Source organism: Clostridium sp. Marseille-P2415 (genome assembly GCF_900155545.1).
GTDB lineage: Bacteria > Bacillota > Clostridia > Lachnospirales > Lachnospiraceae > Lacrimispora.
Map to the genome: position 1 here is coordinate 189384 of NZ_LT732526.1, position 20749 is coordinate 210132.

Annotated in this window: 21 protein-coding genes; 10 read left to right on the plus strand and 11 right to left on the minus strand. The window is 40.6% G+C overall.

Annotated elements, in window-relative coordinates:
* Window positions 1–39: 39 nt before the first annotated feature.
* The 5 genes from BQ9856_RS05810 to BQ9856_RS24765 form a co-directional block, all read right to left on the minus strand.
* Window positions 40–903: a DUF3298 and DUF4163 domain-containing protein gene (locus tag BQ9856_RS05810; protein ID WP_159441957.1), complete on the minus strand. Its 864-nt coding sequence runs from the start codon at window positions 901–903 to the stop codon at window positions 40–42.
* Window positions 896–1402 carry an RNA polymerase sigma factor gene (locus tag BQ9856_RS05815; protein WP_159441958.1) on the minus strand — a complete coding sequence of 169 codons (507 nt, stop codon included), beginning with the start codon at window positions 1400–1402 and terminating at the stop codon, window positions 896–898. Before BQ9856_RS05815 ends, BQ9856_RS05810 begins: the two co-directional genes overlap by 8 nt.
* 668 nt (window positions 1403–2070) lie before the next feature.
* Window positions 2071–2631, minus strand: a complete 561-nt coding sequence (locus tag BQ9856_RS25665; RefSeq protein WP_139348664.1) for an SIS domain-containing protein — start codon at window positions 2629–2631, stop codon at window positions 2071–2073.
* Window positions 2609–3172: a LysR substrate-binding domain-containing protein gene (locus BQ9856_RS24760; protein ID WP_328587264.1), complete on the minus strand. Its 564-nt coding sequence runs from the start codon at window positions 3170–3172 to the stop codon at window positions 2609–2611. Before BQ9856_RS24760 ends, BQ9856_RS25665 begins: the two co-directional genes overlap by 23 nt.
* Before the next feature lie 9 nt (window positions 3173–3181).
* Window positions 3182–3454, minus strand: a complete 273-nt coding sequence (locus BQ9856_RS24765; protein WP_200801268.1) for a LysR family transcriptional regulator — start codon at window positions 3452–3454, stop codon at window positions 3182–3184.
* Window positions 3455–3646: 192 nt separating this feature from the next.
* On the opposite strand from BQ9856_RS24765, the gene BQ9856_RS05835 reads away from it, so the two are divergent.
* From BQ9856_RS05835 to BQ9856_RS05845, 3 genes are all read left to right on the plus strand, one after another.
* Window positions 3647–4741 carry an alcohol dehydrogenase family protein gene (locus tag BQ9856_RS05835; RefSeq protein WP_077610198.1) on the plus strand — a complete coding sequence of 365 codons (1095 nt, stop codon included), beginning with the start codon at window positions 3647–3649 and terminating at the stop codon, window positions 4739–4741.
* 2 nt (window positions 4742–4743) lie between these two features.
* On the plus strand, window positions 4744–5067 hold the full coding sequence (locus BQ9856_RS05840) for a BCCT family transporter (RefSeq protein WP_077610199.1): 324 nt from the start codon (window positions 4744–4746) through the stop codon (window positions 5065–5067).
* Between the two features lie 501 nt (window positions 5068–5568).
* Window positions 5569–6003 carry an Lrp/AsnC family transcriptional regulator gene (locus BQ9856_RS05845; protein ID WP_077610200.1) on the plus strand — a complete coding sequence of 145 codons (435 nt, stop codon included), beginning with the start codon at window positions 5569–5571 and terminating at the stop codon, window positions 6001–6003.
* Window positions 6004–6044: 41 nt separating this feature from the next.
* On the opposite strand, the gene BQ9856_RS05850 is transcribed toward BQ9856_RS05845, so the two are convergent.
* Window positions 6045–6827 (minus strand): MBL fold metallo-hydrolase, encoded by a 783-nt coding sequence (locus BQ9856_RS05850; protein ID WP_077610201.1) that lies wholly within the window; start codon window positions 6825–6827, stop codon window positions 6045–6047.
* 268 nt (window positions 6828–7095) lie between these two features.
* Between BQ9856_RS05850 and BQ9856_RS05855 the strand changes: the two genes are divergently transcribed.
* A complete protein-coding gene (locus BQ9856_RS05855) occupies window positions 7096–7236 on the plus strand; it encodes a proline racemase family protein (RefSeq protein ID WP_235839295.1) in 141 nt (46 codons plus the stop codon).
* 140 nt (window positions 7237–7376) lie between these two features.
* Here the strand turns inward: BQ9856_RS05855 and pelA are convergent, their stop codons facing one another.
* The 3 genes from pelA to BQ9856_RS05870 form a co-directional block, all read right to left on the minus strand.
* Window positions 7377–8363 (minus strand): pectate lyase, encoded by a 987-nt coding sequence (pelA, locus tag BQ9856_RS05860; RefSeq protein WP_077610202.1) that lies wholly within the window; start codon window positions 8361–8363, stop codon window positions 7377–7379.
* 476 nt (window positions 8364–8839) lie between these two features.
* Entirely contained in the window at window positions 8840–9844 is a 1005-nt protein-coding gene (locus BQ9856_RS05865; protein ID WP_077610203.1) for a helix-turn-helix domain-containing protein, read from the minus strand.
* A 27-nt stretch (window positions 9845–9871) separates the two neighbouring features.
* Window positions 9872–10234, minus strand: a complete 363-nt coding sequence (locus tag BQ9856_RS05870; protein ID WP_077610204.1) for an ArsR/SmtB family transcription factor — start codon at window positions 10232–10234, stop codon at window positions 9872–9874.
* A gap of 251 nt (window positions 10235–10485) precedes the next feature.
* Here BQ9856_RS05870 and BQ9856_RS05875 point away from each other — a divergent pair, with 251 nt between their 5' ends.
* The 4 genes from BQ9856_RS05875 to BQ9856_RS05890 all read left to right on the plus strand — a co-directional run bounded on the left by BQ9856_RS05875 (window position 10486) and on the right by BQ9856_RS05890 (window position 17458).
* Window positions 10486–10704 (plus strand): cation transporter, encoded by a 219-nt coding sequence (locus BQ9856_RS05875; RefSeq protein WP_077610205.1) that lies wholly within the window; start codon window positions 10486–10488, stop codon window positions 10702–10704.
* A 131-nt stretch (window positions 10705–10835) separates the two neighbouring features.
* The gene (locus BQ9856_RS05880; RefSeq protein ID WP_077610206.1) at window positions 10836–12719 is read left to right on the plus strand and encodes a heavy metal translocating P-type ATPase; all 1884 of its coding nucleotides are present in this window, start codon (window positions 10836–10838) and stop codon (window positions 12717–12719) included.
* 822 nt (window positions 12720–13541) lie between these two features.
* Window positions 13542–16979: a S8 family serine peptidase gene (locus tag BQ9856_RS05885; protein WP_077610207.1), complete on the plus strand. Its 3438-nt coding sequence runs from the start codon at window positions 13542–13544 to the stop codon at window positions 16977–16979.
* A gap of 71 nt (window positions 16980–17050) precedes the next feature.
* Window positions 17051–17458 carry a VOC family protein gene (locus tag BQ9856_RS05890; RefSeq protein WP_077610208.1) on the plus strand — a complete coding sequence of 136 codons (408 nt, stop codon included), beginning with the start codon at window positions 17051–17053 and terminating at the stop codon, window positions 17456–17458.
* A 72-nt stretch (window positions 17459–17530) separates the two neighbouring features.
* Here the strand turns inward: BQ9856_RS05890 and BQ9856_RS05895 are convergent, their stop codons facing one another.
* Window positions 17531–17899, minus strand: coding sequence for a YkvA family protein (locus BQ9856_RS05895; RefSeq protein WP_077610209.1), 369 nt, complete (start codon window positions 17897–17899; stop codon window positions 17531–17533).
* A 16-nt stretch (window positions 17900–17915) separates the two neighbouring features.
* A complete protein-coding gene (locus BQ9856_RS05900; protein WP_077610210.1) occupies window positions 17916–18314 on the minus strand; it encodes a sulfite exporter TauE/SafE family protein in 399 nt (132 codons plus the stop codon).
* A 277-nt stretch (window positions 18315–18591) separates the two neighbouring features.
* On the opposite strand from BQ9856_RS05900, the gene BQ9856_RS05905 reads away from it, so the two are divergent.
* Window positions 18592–18990: a hypothetical protein gene (locus BQ9856_RS05905; protein ID WP_077610211.1), complete on the plus strand. Its 399-nt coding sequence runs from the start codon at window positions 18592–18594 to the stop codon at window positions 18988–18990.
* 424 nt (window positions 18991–19414) lie between these two features.
* Window positions 19415–20722, plus strand: coding sequence for an aminotransferase class V-fold PLP-dependent enzyme (locus BQ9856_RS05910; protein WP_077610212.1), 1308 nt, complete (start codon window positions 19415–19417; stop codon window positions 20720–20722).
* The last annotated feature ends 27 nt before the right edge of the window (window positions 20723–20749 follow it).

Genomic DNA, 20749 nt, shown 5'->3' on the forward strand with positions numbered 1-20749 from the left:
TCCGTCCATGTCTGCAACGGACGTATGGTAGCTTGCTGTTTAAGACGATGAGTTTGTAATTTCAAAATTCTGAATGCCAAGCGGCGGCGGTGCTATTTCGCCCTTATCAAAGGATATCACTATATTGCCGGCCTCGTTAATATAAAATTTCAAATTGTCTGCGTTTTCTTTGAGTTCTTCTGCCGTCACCGTATAGGACCAATCGGGGTTCTCTTTAACACGCTGGTTCATCTGTTTTTGAATGCTGTCTGCAATTATCTGTGAATAGTTTTCGCCCAGCACATCAGGAAGTGTGATATCCTTACCAGTCTCTAAATCAATGTTATAGAAAGTCTGATAAGTATAAGAGGTCACGGCAGAATCGATATCATTGATTGCAAATGAAAGAGTCTTTTCATTGCTGGATTTGATTTCATAGGTGATTATAATATGAAAAGGCATTATGTCAGCTTCTGTGCTGCCTGACGCCAACTGGTCATCGATGATCTGCTTTCCGCGCAGCCTGGCATTTTCTACGATCTGGTCGATTTTGTTCTGAATCTGCTCATTTACTCGTTTTTCTAACTCAGTATTTCCTGTACCCCGGATTGACGGCATTTCAACCTGAATGTCATAAGCAGTGTCGGACACCTGATATTCCCGGAAGGTAAATACACGGGCAATGTCACCCACTACGGGAATTTCATAGGCAGCTAAGGCAAATGCCTGACTCGTATTCAGCATAATGACACAGACTGCGAACACAGCGCCGGCACCAGCCAACACGGGCTTATACCATCTGTTGCGTGTGCGTCTGTTCTGCTTGGCATTGGTTTGGTTGACAGCGTTTTGGACCATATGGTTGTAGGATACAGGCGGTTGTATTGTTTCGTATACTTTCTTTGCTTGTTCTAACTTATTCAAGTTCATCACCTCCTATCGAAATTTTCAAAAGTTTAAGTGCTTTATATAAGCGTGATTTGACTGTGTTCAAATTACTTTTTGTAATGGATGCGATATCTGTAAATTTTAAATCCTCATAATATCGCAGAATTATGACTGTACGCAGTTTTGGTTCCAGCTCATATACAGCTTGAAACACCGAATAGCTTTGCAGAACATCTTTATCCTCGTAGCCGATGTTTGCAAGTATTTCGTCATTTAAAACAGGTTTTTTATTTCTTCGCGTATAATTCAGACCTTCATTAATGAGTATCCGATAGAACCACGTTTTTAAATATTCTGTATTTTTAAGCGTATTTACTTTTGCGATTGCCTTGCATATTGCTTCCTGAACGACATCTGCAGCATCGTCACTGTTTTTTGTATAGCTGTAGGCTACACGGTAGAATTTATTTTGTTCACTCAAAATATAATCCTTAAGCAATTCAAGGGTTTCCTCTGTTTTCTCTCTTTTTTGCAATATTTTGATACCTCACTTTCTACCCCCGATACCGGATGAAATTTATCCCTCTGTTTTATTAGACACAGCAGATAGAAAAAAGTTGATGCATATTATTTTTTATTTTAATTTTCAAGATGTATGCCTTGGGGGGAGGGGAGTTGAAGTGTCAAAGACACTTTCTTTGTATAATAGGAAATTCCTTGCGGATTAGCAGGGCATGGAAAACAGACGATGTTGAGTTAGAAGATATAAAACCCTTCTTCAAATTCGTCATCATCAAGGTCATCATCCTCAATAAGGAAATAATGCATGTCAAGCGCCTCCCATCTTTGAATACTCCTATTATGAAACAGATGGGATAGAAAATCAAGTAGATTTGCCGCTGGAGCGGCAGCGGTATTTTGCCAAAGCTCTTTCAAAAAGTTTAATCAGAGGGACTCGTTTGTGATTATGGTAGAGTTCTAAAAAAGCCATGTCATGCTTACATTTAGGGCATTGCAAAGGTCATACCTGAAAGATAAGAGAAAACTTGATTTTGCCATTATGCTTTTTACTTCTATTTTTTTAACTTATCAACCATTTCTATCACCTCGCGCGTGAACAAAAACGGCCGGCAGTTTTTGAATCATGCCTGTAATCCTTTTGCTTTTTCTGTCAATATCAGCTCGTCCAACAGTTTTCTTGCGTCATAAGTCATTTACGATAACGCTTTTTTTATTCTGATTCATATAATAAATATGATTTTCGGAGACATATGTTTCAAAAGCTTCCATTTCTGTTCGGGCTTTTTCCAGATTTTGCCTTATCACTTCCAGCATTAGGCAGTTAATCAGACAAAAGACAGCGGAAAAAGAGTTTACGTAGGAATAATAAGCAACGGGAATCACGAAAACGAGGTCAGCCAGTTCACTGCAAGGAAAGGTCAGGCTGTCAGTAATTGGTATGATAGAGATGCCCTTTGCGGAAAAACGTTTAATAAATTCGATAGTGGTATTGGGGTAACGGGAAAGCGCAGCCACAATTGCCGCACAGGATCCGATTGTGCTGGTGACAAGCGTGTGAGCATCGCGATTCCATTCATGAAATTGATATACTTGTCCGCGTATCTTGGAAAGAGTATATTGACAGTAGTCTGCCAGACACTGGGAGGCCTGGAAACCTGAGATAACAGAGGTTACCGCACTTGTGATTAGAAATCCATAGATGAGGTAACCTCTGTTTGATTTAAAAACTGTCCTGTAGTACATCAAGTATGGTGTTTAATATACGTTTGTCAGTGTGCGAATCCCAGGTACATCCGATTTTTAATGAGAGCGGGCAGGGAAGAAATTCAATAGGAATCTGCTGCATGCTTTCTGTTACCATTGATTCCGGAAGGAGCGATATTGCAGCACCAGCCTTGACACAGGATGCCAGATTGTCCATCATCTTGCTTTTAAATACAATTTGGAAATCAATATTTGATTTTTTCAGGCAGTATAAAGCGTGATTGTTAATAATGCAATCGTCTGAAAAGATGGCAACAGGAAAAGGATCATCTTTCGATCTATGAAAGTCTTTGTGGCAGACCCACAATAATCGTTCTTCCCAAAGTAGAATATCGTCTTCATATTGAGGTTCTAAGGCAACTATTCCAATATTCAGTTTCCGCTCTTCTATTTTTTTCCTTATTTCCCGGCTCCTGGAAAATTCAATAGTAATATGATAATTAGGCAGGCACTTCCCAAGTCTTGGATAGGAAATTTTCATGAAAGCTTCTGCATAATCCGTCGGAATGCCGATAGCGATATTGCCATCTCAGGTCTTTCCGGTCAGAGATCTGAACGCAATATTGTTTGCATTCAAGATATCCTTTGCATAAGTATAAAGAAGCTCTCCGCCCCTTGTAAGAGTTAGTGTATCTTTATTTCTTATAAAAAGAGGTGCTCCAATCTGCGTTTCCAGTTTTTTAATCTGCGTACTGACAGCTGAATGTGAACGGTAAGTAAGTTCCGCAGTGACGTTTAGTTTTCTTGTGTCAGCAGCAATTAAAAATGTATTTAGATATTCGAGATTGAAGTATTGGTCCAAGTTTTCCACTTCCTTTTTATAGTCAATTTATACAATTATTATAGCATAAGATTTAAATCTTTTGAATATAAGATTCAAATATATTCGTTTGATAATTATCAAACAAGCCAATATAATGGTTATATAATCAATATTTAAGTTTGCGCGGACGAAAATATTAATAAAATCAAAGATAAAAAGGAGATAAAAATTATGGCAGCAATACCTGAGAAAATGAAGGGCGTATATCTTACCGGTTTTGGTGGATTTGAAAAATTAGAGTATCGTGAGGACATTAATGTGCCAACACCGAAAAAAGGAGAAGTTCTTATTAAAATAGGAGCAGCAGCTGTTAATAATACAGATATTAATACCCGCATCGGATGGTATTCTAAAAACGTAAAGGCACAGACAAATGATGGCGGGAAGCAAGGTTTCAAGGATGTTGACGATGATGGCTCATGGCTTGGACAGGCTCTTGTATTCCCAAGAATCCAGGGGGCGGACGCCAGCGGAACTATCGTAGCAGTCGGCGAAGGGATAAGCAAAGACAGAATTGGCGAGCGAGTGCTGGTTCAGAGCGTACAGCCATCCTTTACAGGAGAAAACCCGTATGACTGCATTACCTGGGGATCGGAGTGTGACGGCGGATTTGCAGAGTATGCGACCGCACTTGGCTGCGAGACATTTGCAATCAATTCGGATTTGACCGATGGAGAGCTTGCTACCTTCCCCTGCTCCTACGGGACTGCCAATAACCTGGTATGGAGAACCGGAGTGAATGAGGGGGATGTGTGCTTGATTACCGGAGCGTCCGGTGGAGTCGGCTCTGCGTTGGTCCAGTTGGCTAAGATTAGGGGAGCAAAGGTTATCGGTGTATGTGACCCTGGACAGGAAGACAGGGTTCGCGGATACGGAGCGGATGAGATTATTCTTCGCGGTGAGAACTATGAGGAGAAACTTGGCGTTATGTCTGTAGATGTGATTTTGGATATGGTAGCTGGCGAGCAGTGGCCGCAGCTTCTGAAAGTCCTGAAAAAGGGCGGAAGATATGGTGTGTGCGGAGCAATCGGCGGACCGATGGTGGATTTCGATATCCGTGACTGTTATCTGAAAGACTTATCTCTCTGCGGAACAACATTCCAGTCTAAGGAATCTTTTGAAGAACTGATTGATTACATTGAAAAGGGAATGATTCAGCCGGTAGTTGCAAAAGAGTTCCCGCTGAAAGATATCGTAAAGGCGCAGGAGGCATTTTTATCCAAGAAACTGGTCGGTAAAATTGTATTGAATGTAGCTGGGGACTAACCATGGAGATATCAAAACTTTCTGCCGTCAAAAAATGGGCGATGATTGGCCTTCTCGCTTTTTTCGGGCGTGCAATTGCAAATGTCCCATATATGAGAGAAGAAGGATGTGTAACCAGATCGGACAAGGCATCCCCGGTTTGGCTGAAAGTATTCTGGGGATTTTCCATAAGCCTTCTTGCCTTTGTGCTCCTGTATTCCGGGGGACTGGAGGCTGTGCAGACTGCCAGTATTATTATGGGGCTCCCCATGTTGATATTGATTATAATTATGTGTTATTCGGCAATCGTAGGACTAAAAAAATATGGTGATGAATGCGGATTGTGAGCAGATTCACCATTACCGCACCAGTCCAGCCAGGTGATTAGTTAGTTAAGCCGGGCGGTACACTTAGGAGTAATGATTTGAGGAAGAACTTTACTTGATTCATTCGGCAGTTTGAGGGGCTGTATCTGAGCAGTATGGAGAAATGTATGATAGAAAAACATGGACTGCTAATTTAACGTAGATTTAAAACTTAAGAACCTCAATTCATATTGTTTTGAGGTTCTTTGACTTGTTTGAGGGGATGATTAAACTGTTTATTTGAGGGAGGTTAAGCTCTTACGGAAATACCATGAAGTGGTAATAAGGATCGTAACAGACCCTTCAGCAGGCATAAATATAGTTAAAATGCATCTTTATAAACGATATTCCCATACATTGACAAATGAAAAGAGAGATGATAGCATGAGTTCATAGGCTGATATAAAAAGGACTTAACATCCGTTGTAGCGGTGAAATAAAATGAATAATGAAAGGAAATGAATAATGAAAGGAATTGGATAAATGTTAGATAACACAGATAAGCATATTTTAGCTGAATTGTCTCGGAATAGCCGTATGACCATGAAAGAACTGGGAGAAAAAGTGCATTTGACAGGACAGGCGGCTTCCTCCAGAGTTAACAAATTAGAAGAAAACGGTATTATTGAGGGATATACGATTAAAGTTAATCAGGAAAAACTGGGATGTGCGATGCATGTAATGTTAAATATTTATACAAAAGACACTTACCATAAACCATACCTGTCATTCATAAGCAAACAAGAAGAATATATCATACATAATTATAAGATTAGCGGAGATGGCTGTTATCTTCTGGAATGTAAATTTCCATCTAACGAGTTGTTGGATAAATTCTTAACAAACTTAAATATGTATGTAAATTATAAACTAACCATTATTATTAATGAAACGACTAAAATCAGGCATTGCTCATAACATGGCATGCCTGATTTCAGTTGTTTCAAATATCTATAATTTTATAGTATATATTCTTCCCCATCAGATGGTATTAATATATTGGAAGAAATTTCTTTTTCATCGATGAAGTCCTTTAATTCTTTTCTTGTTAACATTCCGTGATTAACAGCCTCCATATGGCTGGCAATAATTTTTGCCTGAGGAGCAGCTTTATATACTTCATAAACATCCTTTTTGCCCATTATGATAGAGCCGCCTTCCAGGAATTGAGCATCACCTGCATTTAAGACAATTATTTCTGGTTTATGCGTATCGATTGCTTTATGGACTTCATCGCACCAGACAGTATCTCCGGCAATATATAAGGTTTTTTCACTTGGGTGGTTAAAGATAACACCGCAAACTTCGGTGTCAAGATTAGCTTCTTTAAAATAACGCTGAATGGTTTCACCTGTTCCGTGGATGCCTTTTGTTTTAGTTAATTTAATTGAACCATAGACGTTCCCTTCTCCTTGTAACACTTCTATATTTTGGAAGCCGGCATTTCTGATTTCGTCCGCTTCTTTTTCATTTTGTACAAACATTTTTATGGTTTTTGGTAATACTTCTTTGGCAGCATCATCAAAATGATCAAGATGTGTATGAGTGACGATTACAGCATCTACATCAATGATTTCATCGATGGAAACCGGCAAGCTTACCAATGGATTTGATTTATCTTGATTTGGAGTACCCGGGAAAGCCGGATAAGAACCTTTGGCAGCAAGAAACGGGTCCATTAAAAACCTCTTTCCTGCATATGTAATAATAACTGTAGCATTGCGAATTTGTTTGATGTTCATAGCAACAACTCCTTTTTTATTTTATTTCTTATATATTATATATATTAGGAGTGAGCATTGACATAGATAAAATCAAGTTCTTTATTAGTTTTACTTGAATAATGAAAGAGTTTGAAAACTATTAAGTCAAATGATAATATTGGTACAATGTCATATGAATATTGAGGAAATGAAGCTTGGATGTAAGAGGCATACACCAGGGAAGAAATGAAAAATATTTTAAATTCAATCCATTCTTTATACAAGAAATTATTGTTTTAAACTGAAGCTGAATGAACCATTTTACAATGAAGGTCTTCTTGGCGTTACGTTTACCGGCAAAGCTATTGAGAAAACAGAAATTCATGGTCATAAGGCCATTGTACCAACAGTCGGAGGACAGTGTTGGATTTATGGGTTTAGTGAATAGGTATTAGATGAAACAGATCCGTTTCCTAATGGATTTACCATTGGAGACATCTGGTAGTGATAAAAGCAGAGTGATATAAGTTACCGGGTCAGGAAGCCTCAGTGCAATTCCTGGCCCGGTGAATTTATTGTTTCACATTTTTATCTTATATCCAAGCCTGTTGTAGCCCAATAGCCATACCAGCTGTAGCCGGCTCTTCTTTCCTGCTCAATGTCTGCAAGATTATATTTTACTTTACTGTCACGACCGGCAAAGATAGGCTTGTTAGTTCCTATTTCGTAGAAACGGGCCCAGATTGCAGGGGCTGAGGGGTCCGCGGCAACTTTTGCATCAATTACTTTTTTGCCGGTGGAATCATAAATCTTGTCTACTTTGATTCCGGAAATTTTAACGTTTTTGAGCCAGGCAATTGCTGCATTGATGGAATTTTGTATTTCAGGTGTCTGATTTCTGGTCTGCAGGAATTTTACGATATTTACACTTTCCTTAGCACAGAGTGAAGGGACTTCATAAGCCCTTGCTTCTGCGGGTTTAAGAGTATTTTGATTATGCTGCTGTCCCCAAACTGTCAATGTACCGTTTACATTAACCTGGGTTTTCAGTATGCAGTCCACACCTTTTGTAACTGCACCAGTGCATTTTTTTGCAGTCCCATCATCCACCCACGAAAAATCACCGGATTTTTTTGAAATATCGTCCAAAAGAATCATGACGTTAATCATTCCATCGTCATTATATGTAATATACATATGGTATTCTTCGGATGTTGTCCCATAAATCTGCGGCCAGCCACCGTTGGGGTATTGCATTTTCAAAAGAAAGTTTATTCCATTCAGGCAAGCCTCCTTGCTTTTAGCGGTACCTTTCTCTTTATAGTCTGCCGCCAATCTTCTGATTTCGGTATAGGTTGCTTTGTTGTCAATTGTAGATTTTGCCCAATCACCGCTGGTTGTTTTGTAATCCTTTTTCCAACCGCCGTCAGAATTCTGGTTTTTAATAATATCTGATATACTTGCTGTTACACCGCTGGCATCAGCAGCAAATGCTGCTATACTGGCGGAAAATACCATAATTGTTGCTAGAGTTATAGATGCAAATACTTTTACACTTTTTAATATTTTATTCATCCTTATTCCCTCACTTATTTAATATTTATAAACCTGTGTTAAAGTCTGATAGAACACCCAGAAAACCTCCTTTGCTAAGTATTGGCTTTTTCACAGAAGTTTGTAAAATGTAAATATTATATGTAAAATACATATCCATACATTGGAATAAAATTGATTTATTATTATGTATATATTTGGATAATTTAATTATGTAGCTTATAAGAAAAATATTTAAGAATAATAATGATCATTGAGAATGGACTTGGCACCGATGATTGTCTCGGGAATGGGCCCGCACCGGATCGATTATTTGAAAATGCACATGGAACAGATGCATGCGGCAATCCAGGATGGTATAAACAAGTGATAGCTGCTAATGGTGAAAGTATAACAGGACAAATATAGAACAGATAAAGTGAAAGCAAGGGCGCCGGTGCAGAGTGTCCTTGCTTTTAAATATTGGAGGTAGTCTTTGAGAAAAAATATCCGGCAGCTTATTCCTGTGACCGATGCTGCTTTCGATATTCGGTAGGAAGCATTCGGACAATGTTCTTAAATGCATTTGTAAATTTTCCCTGTGTCTCATATCCGACACTTGATGCAATGTCAGCAATGCTGTCATCGGTCGTCCGTAACAGCTTTTTTGCCTGTTTCACCCGATATTCCTTCATATAGGTGGCAATGGGAAGTCCATACACGGCCTTGAAAACAGCCTTTAAGGAGGAAGTGTTTATCAAATACTGTTTTGACAGTTCTTCAATGGTAAACCGCTGGTCCAGATGGTGGGTCAGTAAGCCATGTATCTCTTTTATCAACTCGGTCTGCTGAGAGAAATACTGGGTCAGTTCTTTTTCCCCGGCCGGGTTAATTCGGCTGAGATAGAGCAGCAGCTCCTGAACCTTCAGTTTGTAATAGGGGATGCGCAGCTGGTCAGGGAGATCGTAAAGACTTGAAAAAATGCGGTCGATTTCACTGCTCGAAGGAATGGCGGCCGGTTTTCCTTGTGTACAGAATTTTTCATAGAGCTGTCGGGCATTGAAGCTCCCTTCTTTCAGGATTTCAGGGCTGTTGTCTGCAAGTATATTAAGATCTATGGAAATGGTAATTCCTTCGTAATAGCCCAAAGGGAGCGTCATATCAGAATCGGCACAGCAATCCATGGAGTGCAAAGCCAGGTCGCCAGTACCAAGATAAACAGAAATACCGCTTTTCATGTTCCAGCCGACCCGGCCCATCCGGCAGTGAGTGATTTCCAGAACCGAATTAATAGCTTCATGGTGAAAAAGTACCTTGTCAGCCAAAAACTGATTGAATGAAACTTCAATGCCCGGATAAATCAGAAAAGCTTCAATCTTTCCTTTTCCTTCCGTTTGTGTATCAAGGTGATTTGTAAGAAGGGGAGTCTCCGCATGAGGAGAAGCGTAGCTCTCAATCTCAAATGTTCCCTTTGGCACCCCCACCAGTGCTTTTTCTATAGTAATAGAATAATCCTCTTTCATGTTATAACCTTCCTCGCAGTGTTGAATTTATAACGATGGGCAGGAGATTTTTACCAGCTTTTCAATCATGTGGTGTAAAAGCTCTGCCTGCTTTGTGCCGGAAGCTTTATAGTAAACTTCTTTCCCGTTGCGGTGGCTTACGATTAATCCGCTGGCTTTCAGCTGTTTCAGATGATGGGATACAGCAGGGCTGCTCATTTCGACCAAAGCGGATATGTTAATCACGCACTCTTCGCAGTGACATAAAAGCCAGAAAATCCGGATTCGGCTTCCGTCGCCGAGCTGTTTGAAAATGTCAGCTACCGTCTGAAATTCTTCGACTTTCGGCATGTGCTCCAGCTCATGCTCAATGCGTTGCCCGTGATTATGAGGTAATTGTGTATACGACATGGAACAACCTCCTTTTAAAGATATTTTATCATATTGCGCTTAAGAAAGAAACGGGACAGAGCGAAAAATTTCGGAATGTGCAAGCTGGAATGAATGCCTTTAGTCCAAATGGAAACGTTTTTTGTCCGAATAGAAGGATTCTTCCCGGACGTATTGACTTTCCATAAAAGCGTGTGTATGATGTAGTTGAACGATTAAACATACGTTTAATTGTTTAACATCTTGAATAAATTTTGAAAGGAGTTATTACGATGAAAAAGACTTATAAGATTGATGTGGATTGCGCAAACTGTGCAAACAAAATGGAAGAGGCTGCACAGAATACCGCTGGCGTTAAAGCCGCTTCTGTAAACTTCATGGCTCTCAAGATGAATGTGGAATTCGAGGATGGTCAGGAGGCCAAAGCTGTGATGGAGGAAGTTCGCAAGAGTTGTAAGAAGGTCGAGCCTGACTGCGAAGTCTTCATCTGAGAGGAAACCATGCAAGTTGTAGAAGCACCCCTGAATATGACCGGTGGTGCTTCTGCAGCCCCTATAAATAAAAGATTGTTTAATTGATAAATCTTTTTCCTGATAGGAACATATATAAGGAGGGAACTGTTATGAACAAAAAACAAAAATATATGCTGGTCAGGATTATTTTTGCAGCAGCCATGCTGATCGCACTGAATTTTGTACCGGCATTGGGAATTTTGAGATTTGCACTTTATCTGATTCCATATCTGGTAATCGGTTATGATATTTTAATAAAAGCGGGCAAGGGCATTAAAAACCGCCAGGTATTCGATGAAAGCTTTTTGATGGCTGTTGCCACGATCGGTGCGATTGCTCTGGCCGTTTACGAAGATGGGGATTATGTGGAAGCGATCGCAGTCATGCTGTTTTATCAGATTGGCGAATGGTTCCAAAGCTATGCCGTTGGCAAGAGCCGCAGAAACATCAGTGAACTGATGGATATTCGCCCTGATTATGCCAACGTCGAAGTAAATGGAAAACTGAAACAGGTCGATCCGGATGAAATTGGGATTGGAAGTATTATCGTGGTACAGCCGGGGGAAAAGGTTCCAATTGACGGAACGGCTGTTGCAGGCAATTCCAGCTTAAACACCAGTGCGTTAACCGGTGAAAGCCTTCCCCGTGAGGTAAAGGCCGGAGATGAAATCATCAGCGGCTGTATCAATATGACGGGAGTGTTGAAGATTCAAACGACCAAGGAATTCGGTGAATCTACTGTTTCTAAAATCCTTGATCTGGTAGAGAATGCAAGCTTACGTAAATCCAAATCGGAAGATTTCATTTCCAAATTCGCAAGAGTGTATACGCCCGCTGTCTGCTACAGTGCTCTTGCGCTGGCAATTCTGCCTCCGCTTGTTCGGATGTTTGCAATGGGACTGACCGCAGACTGGGGAGTCTGGATTTATCGTGCCTTGACCTTCCTCGTCATCAGCTGTCCCTGTGCATTGGTTATCAGTATCCCACTGAGCTTTTTTTCCGGTATCGGTGGTGCCAGCAAGGAAGGCGTCCTGGTGAAGGGCTCCAACTATCTGGAAACACTTTCACAGTCTAAATACATTGTATTTGATAAAACCGGTACGCTGACGAAGGGGGTATTTGAAGTAAACGGCATCCATCACAATGAGATAGAGGATGCAAAGCTGGTGGAATACGCAGCATTGGCGGAAAGTGCATCTTCCCATCCAATCAGCAAGAGCCTGCAGCGGGCCTACGGCAAAGAAATCGACCGTTCCAGAGTGACAGATATTCAGGAAATCAGCGGTAACGGCGTTATTGCAAAGGTTGATGGCGTTGAGGTAGCAGCCGGCAATGCCAAGCTGATGAAGCGCCTGAACGTGAAGTACATGGATTGTCATCAGGTGGGAACCATTATTCACATGGCCATCAATGGCGCATACGCCGGGCATATCGTGATCTCTGATATCGTTAAACCGCATTCCAAAGATGCAATTGCAGCACTGAAAACTGCAGGTATCGAAAAGACGGTAATGCTGACCGGTGACGCTAGTTCTGTGGCAGAGCAGGTGGCAGGCTCCCTGGGGATTGATGATGTTTACAGCGAATTGCTTCCGGCTGACAAGGTCTTAAAGGTAGAGGATCTGCTGAGGATCAAGCCGGAGAAAGCAAAGCTTGCTTTTGTCGGTGATGGTATCAACGATGCACCGGTTCTCTCCAGAGCCGATATTGGTATTGCCATGGGCGCTATGGGGTCGGATGCGGCCATTGAGGCCGCTGATGTGGTTTTGATGGATGACGATCCGATTAAAATTTCCAAGGCCATTAAAATTTCCAGAAAGTGTCTTCGAATCGTTTATCAGAACATCATATTTGCAATCGGCGTAAAGCTCATCTGCCTGATTTTGGGCGCGCTTGGCATCGCCAACATGTGGCTCGCCATTTTTGCCGATGTCGGCGTCATGATCATCGCCATACTGAATGCGATTCGTGCATTGTTCGTCAAGAATCTATAAACATAGCTTGCGGAAGGATTGCGGTTTTCATGGAATAATTTCAAAGCAAGGTGTCAAATCAATAGATTACAAATATTAGATGTACTTAGCAAAGGTGTGAGAGTGTAGACTTTTACACCTTTTTTGTAAAATTTGAAAATTTTTCGTTTTGACAGAAATAACTTATTGACAAGGTAAGAGAATTGAATAAAAAGAATGATGAAATTGAATTTGAGTATGTTCAATTAAACGAGATCTGGCTTGAAACCTGTAAAGGATGTTATGTATGTATCGAAAAAGGAGAAGAGAAGTGCCCGTTAAAGGACGACCAGTGTAATCATCACGCTGACCGGATGTGAAGTTAAGGATACCGGCAATAATAAGTAGAACAATACCAAGCCTGATAAGACATATTACAGTTATAAATTAAGCAACTCTTTTGATATGTGAATATTTATATTTATTATAAATAAAAATTTACATTTGATTCATAAAAAGCGAATTGAGAGAATATATTTTTACTAAATAGTAAAAGAGCTTGTCCAACATATAGATACATAGATGACCGCAGGATAATTTAAGGTAACAAAAGACAGCAGCCCTGCAAAAGAGAAAGGAGGCACATGTAATAAAGGGCGGATATCTTTTTAAAATATAATGAGGTTAGGAGTGATGAAAAGTTGAAGCTATACCGGAATTATAGCATTCCGTCATGTCTCTGGGGTTGAAGGAAAATCTAATTAGAAAGGAATGATACATTTTTATTCTTTCAACCTATGAAATTTATTTCACATTCTGGTATGCAGCAATACAGGCATACCGGTGCCAGGAAAGGATGAAAGTATGAATAAGAGAAAATCAGGAAAAATACTTCTTTCTGTCTTATTACTCATCATTATGAGTTTTAACACAGCATTCAATGCTTTAGCAGAAAATAACCAATCGATTCCGTTTTCTACCGCTAAGGGAGTGCAGCGGACGGAAGCAAAAAATAAGATCGAGTCTAACTTTATTGATTCCCTTTCAGATGGGGATTATGCAGAAGCAATCGTTTATTTAAAAAATCAGGTAGACAGCATGAAGGTTGCTAAGGAGGCGGAAAGCAGGCTTTATAAAGCATTCACTCCGTATCAATCGAAACTGGAGGTCAGAAAAGAGGTAATTGATGCATTAAAGGATAATGCAGAGGATACCCAGCCAAGGCTGTTAAAATATCTGACCCAGGAGGAAGATAAGGGGAGTATAGCAGAATATAAACCTTATTACATCATTAATGCAGTTTATGTAAAAGCAAGAAAAGATGTCATTGAAACTATTTCATATATGAATGAAGTAGAGAAGATATATGAGAACAAATTAGTAAAATTAGAAAAGCCATCCATTTCATCGGAAACAATTCAGGCGAATAAAGATGGTGTAGAATGGAATATCGAGAGAATCAGGGCAGATGAAGCATGGGGTCTTGGTGTGGATGGAACCGGCGTGGTTGTAGGTACCATTGATACGGGAGCAACCTGGAAACATTCGGCACTGAAGCTGAAATGGAGGGGATATAACCCGAAGAATCCCAATAATCCGAATCCCTCAGGGAACTGGTTTGACCCTGTAAACGGGAGTACCCTGCCTGTTGATGATTCAAGAGTGCCTCACGGAACCCATGTACTGGGTACCATATTGGGACAAGAACCGGATGGAAGAAATAAAGTAGGAGCAGCACCGGGAGCGACCTGGATAGCTGCAAAAGCATTTACGGCTGAAGGAGGTTACGATGATGATATATTATCTGCAGCAGAGTGGATGCTTGCACCGGGGGGAGATCCGGCAGCGGCACCGGATATTATAAACAACTCCTGGGGCGGAGGTTCGGGACTGGACGAGTGGTTCCGTCCTATGGTAACATCCTGGAAAGCTGCCGGAATCATCCCGGTATTTTCATCAGGAAATCAAACTGACGGCGCGGCACCCCGGGCTTCGGTCAGTGCCCCTGCCAATTATCCGGAAAGTTTTGCCGTAGGGGCAACGGATAAAAATAATAAAAGAGGCGATTTTTCACAAAGAGGACCTGGACCCTATAATAATCTGAAGCCGGATGTTTCAGCTCCCGGAGTAAACATTCGTTCCTCTGTACCTGGCGGATATGAGAGCGGCTGGGACGGAACAAGTATGGCGGCACCTGCTGTTACAGGCAGCATGGCTTTAATCTTATCTGCGAACAATTCTCTGAAAGTAGAAGAAGTAGAAGCATTGTTAAAGGATACCGCAGTACCCGTAGAAGATTCCGATGATTCCGGACATCCCAACAATGGCTATGGTTATGGGATTATTGATGCGTTCGAAGCCGTATCCAAAGTAGCGGGCGGTACCGGTACCATAGAAGGCAAGGTTTTAGCAAAAGGAGAAGATTCAGAGAACCCTGTTATCCTTCACGATCAGGAAACTTCCGTAATAACCGGTTTACCCGTTGATGCTGTGGTAACTGTTCTGGAAACCGGGAGAAGTGTAAGAACAAATCCTGTGGATGGTAAATTCACATTGAAACATGCTGTAAATGAAGGAGATACCACATGGACCGTAAGGGCAGAAGCTTATGGATACGATCCTGTTGAAACAAAGGTTCATCTGGAGGAAAACCAGACCATAAATAAGAACCTGGTACTGGAAGAAAAACCGAAAGGAACCATTACAGGAACCGTTTTAGACAGGTATTCAAAAGCACCGGCCGCCCATGCCGTGATCAGAATAAAAGAAGATTCCAGGATACCGGAGGTTACTGCCGATGAAAACGGATCCTTTGTCATACCGGATGTATATGAAGGTGATTATACCTTAAAGGTGATAGCCGATGGATTCGAGTCGGGAGAAGCAGGTGTTACGGTAGAAGGAAATAAAACAACAGAGCTGCAAATACCTCTTAAGAGATTCGTAGGTTATGAAGAGGAAATCGTTTATGATGACGGTACCGGTGAAAATGCACTTGTATTGAATTCAGCAGGCAGCGGCCTGGCTATAAGGGTAACTCCGGCTCAATTCGGAAAGGTAAAAGGAGCGAATGTCTTCTTCTGGGGCTCTGACTGGCCTGTTCCGGGCGGAAATACAATCGGCATTACCCTGTATGATACCGATGAGAATGGAAAACCTGTAAAGCTCAATGCCGAACCGAAGAACGTTACTGTGGAAAGAGGACAATGGAATTATATTGATTTATCCGGGTTTGAATTCTCAACGGACAGGGATTTCTTTATTGCAACCTGCCAGACTGCTGCCGGAACTTCTTCACCCGGAACCGGAATCGATGAATCCAGTACCTATGACGACAGATCTTATCTGTATTCAGGAGATACCTTTACTCCTTTAAAAGAGAAAGATACCAAGGGCGGATTAATGATAAGAGCAAGAATGGAATATTCTGCCGATACGCCGGAAATCACCAATCTGAAAGAGGTTAATTATATCAATAAGGATTCTGTTTCAGTAGAAGGAAAAGTAAAGGCAGAAGGGAAGGTCCTTCTTTATGCAAATGGTGTTAAAGTGGGAGAAGCAGACACAGAGAATAAAACCTTCCATAAGGAAATACCGTTGACTGAGGAAAAAAGTGTGATTACAGCTTCTGCAATATTAAATGAAAAAGAAACGGAACAATCACCCGGGAAGACTGTCATCTTAGATAAAACTGCACCGGAAGTAACCATTACCCAGCCAGCCGACGGATTGAAAACAAAGGAAAACGTCATAGACATTACAGGAACTGCAGCAGATACATATTTTGACAGGTTGGAAATCAACGAAGAACCTGTCCAGGTTGTAAATGGAGCCTTCCATGTTGAGAAAATCGTAAAGGAAGGAGAAAATACCTTCCAGGTAAAAGCCTATGATCTGGCGGGTAATACTACGGAGAAGACGGTCACCGTAACGGTGAAACAGGGATTGCCGGCAATCACGGATTTAAACCCAGTAGAGGATGTTACACTGACAGCCGGGGAATTGCTGACGGTAAGCTTTCGAAGCGAACCGGGCGGAAAGGGAGCGTTCCGGGTTGTCCTGCCATACAGGTTCCAAACCCAGTCAGATACCATGGCTGCAATGGAAGAAGTAGAGGAAGGCTATTATGTAGGTACATGGACAGCGCCGGAGGCTGTCATAAGCGGACTTGCCGTTGAAGCAGAATTTACGGATAATGCAGGAAATAAAGCAACTGCTGTAGCGGAAGGAAAAGTTCATATAGCAGCAAAACAAAGCATCATGGATTTAAATACTTCCAAGGACGCCAGTTTATCCTATTGATCCGATAGAAACAAAAGAGATGATTTCCAAAGGAAAATATAGTATAATCAAATAAAAAAGGGAGCGTAACGATGGAAGATTTCAATTCGAAAGAGCTTTGCCCCATTGCCCTGGATGCGGTGGTACTGGAGTGTAAGGATGTTGCCGTCCTGTCTGATTTTTATATCCGGCTTTTGGGCTGGGAGAAGCATTATGGGGAAGATGGTGAGTGGGCGGATATTATTTCACCGTCTGGCGGTGTGAAAATTGCATTCCAGAAAAATGAGGCTTATGTTCCTCCGGTATGGCCGGACGAGCCGGGAGCACAGCAGCAGATGGTTCATCTGGATTTTACGGTGAACGGCAAGGAGCAGATGGGGCTTGCTGTGCAAAAGGCTATTTCCTGCGGAGCGGTGAAAGCCAGTGTACAATATGATTCCGAAAAATGGACCACCATGCTTGATCCGGCAGGACATCCCTTCTGCTTTGTCATTTGGTAATAAGCAAAATCGTATCTGGGGAATATAACAATTCAGCCGGACAGGTATTCTAACTTGTCCGGCTTAGTCAGCTTAAAGCCATATTGCCTTAACAATTAGAAATGCTATCAGCATCCATACCGCTATGATTGGCAAGGCATAATACCACTTCTTAGGCTTTCCGGCTGTCCAAATTTCCTCAGCTTCCTTACGGCACACAACAAAGACATCTGGCGGTATCAGCCGCAAGGCGAGAGTAATCAACGCGGGTAATATAATAATATCGTCCAGATAACCGAGCACGGGAATAAAATCGGGAATCAAGTCAATGGGAGAAAGGGCATATATAACTGTCAGTCCGGCAATTATCTTAGCAATAACCGGTGTTTCTTTCTTTTTCATAGCTATAAATACTGCAGGAATGTCTGTTTTAAGCTTCTTAGCTCGCTCCTTTAGGTTCATTGTTATCCTCCAACGATCAGCATGTATGCTCCAACAACACAGAGTAAAATGGCGATATATATAACGGAATCTTTTTTATTGTTTTAAACAGTACGAGGACGATTAACACGCCTCCAATACAACGGCTAACAATATCCTTCGGCAATACAGAGAAGCCAAACGCACCCAGTGCGGCCAATGGAAGAGCAGTGGCGCAAAACAATCCTGCTGATTTCCAGTCGATTTGCTTTAAACCAAATGCCATTCTTGATATGTTTCCAATTAATTGGGCGATCGTCAGCACAGGCACAGCGGCCTCTGCACCAACACAGGCGGTTACCACTGGCAGAAGTAAGAGGGCTCCGCCGAAGCCGGCTGCACCTGAAATAAAAGCTGCAATAAAACTGGTAAGTATTAAAATAAAATATATCCACATAAAACATCTTCCTCATTGTATAGAAGGGCTGTTCTGTTTATAGATTCCTTGACTGAATTATCCATAAAAGCTCCTTTGTAATGCTCATTATATTATAGGAAGAAAGCTTTTTGATTGTCAAGCGATAATGTACCCTTTGTGGACTTGCATAAGGTGAGGCAGTTTGAAATTTTATGGCTTACCCTGTCAGATTACTAAAAAATCTATGAAATGGATTTACTTTTCATCATATACCGTCATATATTATAATATGTAATTTTAAGATAGGAGCAAAGAATTGATAAATAAATGTATAACGACCCCCCGATTTCGTCCCGGAACAAATGCAATCTCCCTCGTAAATCACCCACCTGAAATTAAACCGGGTGATTTAGTTAAAATAGTTAAGGCATGGGATGGAATTTTATGTGCTGTTCAGCTTCCGGATGGCATGATACATCGGTGGTTTGCCTCGTTTGAGCTGAGTTCCGAGAATAATTACCCAGATTGCCCTCTTGCACCGGGAATATTTGTTACAGTCATAAATACGGAAGGACATGGCAACCCTCCGCATGTTGAAGTTGGAACAGCGGTTAAAATTGTAAGATGTTTTCCAACTACATTTTTTGATGTAATACTTAGCAATGGAGAATATCATAGATGGTTGGCTGGTTTTGAATTGGCAAACCCAATATAAATACATTTTGTATTTATTTATATATATTTATGCAGTAAAACCGGGTAGATATTTTTACCCGGTTTTGTATATAATTGATTTATTTTTCTCCTGTCATGCTGCACTCATCGTAACAGATAGGGTTCCTTATTTATTATTAACCTCCATGAGATAATGGCCTGCTTTCATAAACGTTGCATTAATTCTTTGTGAAGACTATAATATAAATGAAAAATACTTCGAATAAAATGTCAGAAAATGTAAATAATACACTTATGTGGGTTTGGATAATAAAAGTATTGTGAGCTGGACAGCCTCCGGTAATTGGATCAGAATGTATAAATATACAGAAATATTAAGAATAGTGATGAATGATTTGATTGAAACCGGATGAAGAAAATAATACATAATAAAATATTAATAAATCTACAATAAGGGGATTTTTATGGATTATAGGAATTTTATTTTAGAAAGGAAAGCAATTCAGCTGAAAAACGGTAACTTAATACCGGAAATTAACTTTGATAATGCTTCTACAACACCGGTTTTTAATACAGTTATGGATAAAATTAATGATTTCATGCATATATATTGCTGCATCGATGGAGGCCAAAGCCAGAGGGAAAAAGATGCTATGCACCTTTTTGAAGAAGCAAGAACCGGTATATTAAACTTTGTAAAAGGTGATAAAAATAAGGATGTAGTCATATTTATGAAAAATGCTACAGAAGCTATCAATAAGCTTTCATACCGTTTACTGGAACCGGAAAGAAAGGATGTTGTTCTGACAACGGAAATGGAACATTATTCCAATATCCTTCCATGGAGAGAAAAATATACTGTCGATTATATCGCGGTTGATAATCAAGGCAAATTATCATTAGAAGATTTGGAAACAAAGCTTTTAAAATATAACGGTGCTGTTAAGCTGGTAACGGTTTGTGGAGTTTCAAATATAACAGGGTATATTAATCCGATATACAAGATAGCGGAAATAGCTCATAAATATAAGGCTCAGATACATGTAGATGGAGCACAGTATATACCGCATCTGCCTGTTGATATGAAACCGTCGGATTCTGCGCAGCATATTGACTATTTTACTTTTTCATCCCATAAAATGTACGCACCTTTCGGAGCAGGGATACTTATTGGCCCCAGAGCGCTGTTTGAAAAAGGAATACCGGAGTATACGGGTGACAGGGCAGTTAAATATATGTCATTTGATTCAGTTATATGGGCAGACCCCCCTCTTAAGGAAGAAGCCGGGACTCCTAATATAATCGGAGTGATAGCTCTGGCAGAAGCAATAAAAACATTAACGGAATTGGGAATGGAAAATGTACAGAAGTACGAAAGCGAACTGCTGCAGTATGCGCTGCAAAGATTAAGACAGATACAGGATTTACACTTATATATTGATTCTGCGGCTTTTGGTATCGGGATAATTCCTTTCAACTTTAAAGGTATTCCGCATTATATTCTATCAAGGATTCTTGCGGATGAAGCAGGCATTATCACCCGTAATGGTGAAATGAATGCAACTGTCTATGTCAACAAACTTCTTACCGCTTATCCTGATGCAACACAGAATTATATTGCAGGTATTACATCGCCATCTCCAGGAGTGGTACGGACAAGTTTTGCATTATATAATACAAAGGAGGAAATTGATGTTTTTATCGGTTTACTTCTAAAAATATCAAAAGATAAAAAGTTATATGTTGAAAAGTACAAAAGCAGCCAAAATTAATTTTCTAAAACTCAAACCATAAATTTA

Coding starts and splice junctions, on each gene's coding strand:
- BQ9856_RS05845 (WP_077610200.1), top strand. CDS start 5,569: ATGTTAGATAACACAGATAAGCATATTTTAGCTGAATTGTCTCGGAAT.
- BQ9856_RS05840 (WP_077610199.1), top strand. CDS start 4,744: ATGGAGATATCAAAACTTTCTGCCGTCAAAAAATGGGCGATGATTGGC.
- BQ9856_RS05885 (WP_077610207.1), top strand. CDS start 13,542: ATGAATAAGAGAAAATCAGGAAAAATACTTCTTTCTGTCTTATTACTC.
- BQ9856_RS05910 (WP_077610212.1), top strand. CDS start 19,415: ATGGATTATAGGAATTTTATTTTAGAAAGGAAAGCAATTCAGCTGAAA.
- pelA (WP_077610202.1), bottom strand. CDS start 8,363: ATGAATAAAATATTAAAAAGTGTAAAAGTATTTGCATCTATAACTCTA.
- BQ9856_RS05880 (WP_077610206.1), top strand. CDS start 10,836: ATGAACAAAAAACAAAAATATATGCTGGTCAGGATTATTTTTGCAGCA.
- BQ9856_RS05890 (WP_077610208.1), top strand. CDS start 17,051: ATGGAAGATTTCAATTCGAAAGAGCTTTGCCCCATTGCCCTGGATGCG.
- BQ9856_RS05850 (WP_077610201.1), bottom strand. CDS start 6,827: ATGAACATCAAACAAATTCGCAATGCTACAGTTATTATTACATATGCA.
- BQ9856_RS25665 (WP_139348664.1), bottom strand. CDS start 2,631: ATGTACTACAGGACAGTTTTTAAATCAAACAGAGGTTACCTCATCTAT.
- BQ9856_RS05870 (WP_077610204.1), bottom strand. CDS start 10,234: ATGTCGTATACACAATTACCTCATAATCACGGGCAACGCATTGAGCAT.
- BQ9856_RS05875 (WP_077610205.1), top strand. CDS start 10,486: ATGAAAAAGACTTATAAGATTGATGTGGATTGCGCAAACTGTGCAAAC.
- BQ9856_RS05900 (WP_077610210.1), bottom strand. CDS start 18,314: ATGTGGATATATTTTATTTTAATACTTACCAGTTTTATTGCAGCTTTT.
- BQ9856_RS05895 (WP_077610209.1), bottom strand. CDS start 17,899: ATGAACCTAAAGGAGCGAGCTAAGAAGCTTAAAACAGACATTCCTGCA.
- BQ9856_RS05835 (WP_077610198.1), top strand. CDS start 3,647: ATGGCAGCAATACCTGAGAAAATGAAGGGCGTATATCTTACCGGTTTT.
- BQ9856_RS05865 (WP_077610203.1), bottom strand. CDS start 9,844: ATGAAAGAGGATTATTCTATTACTATAGAAAAAGCACTGGTGGGGGTG.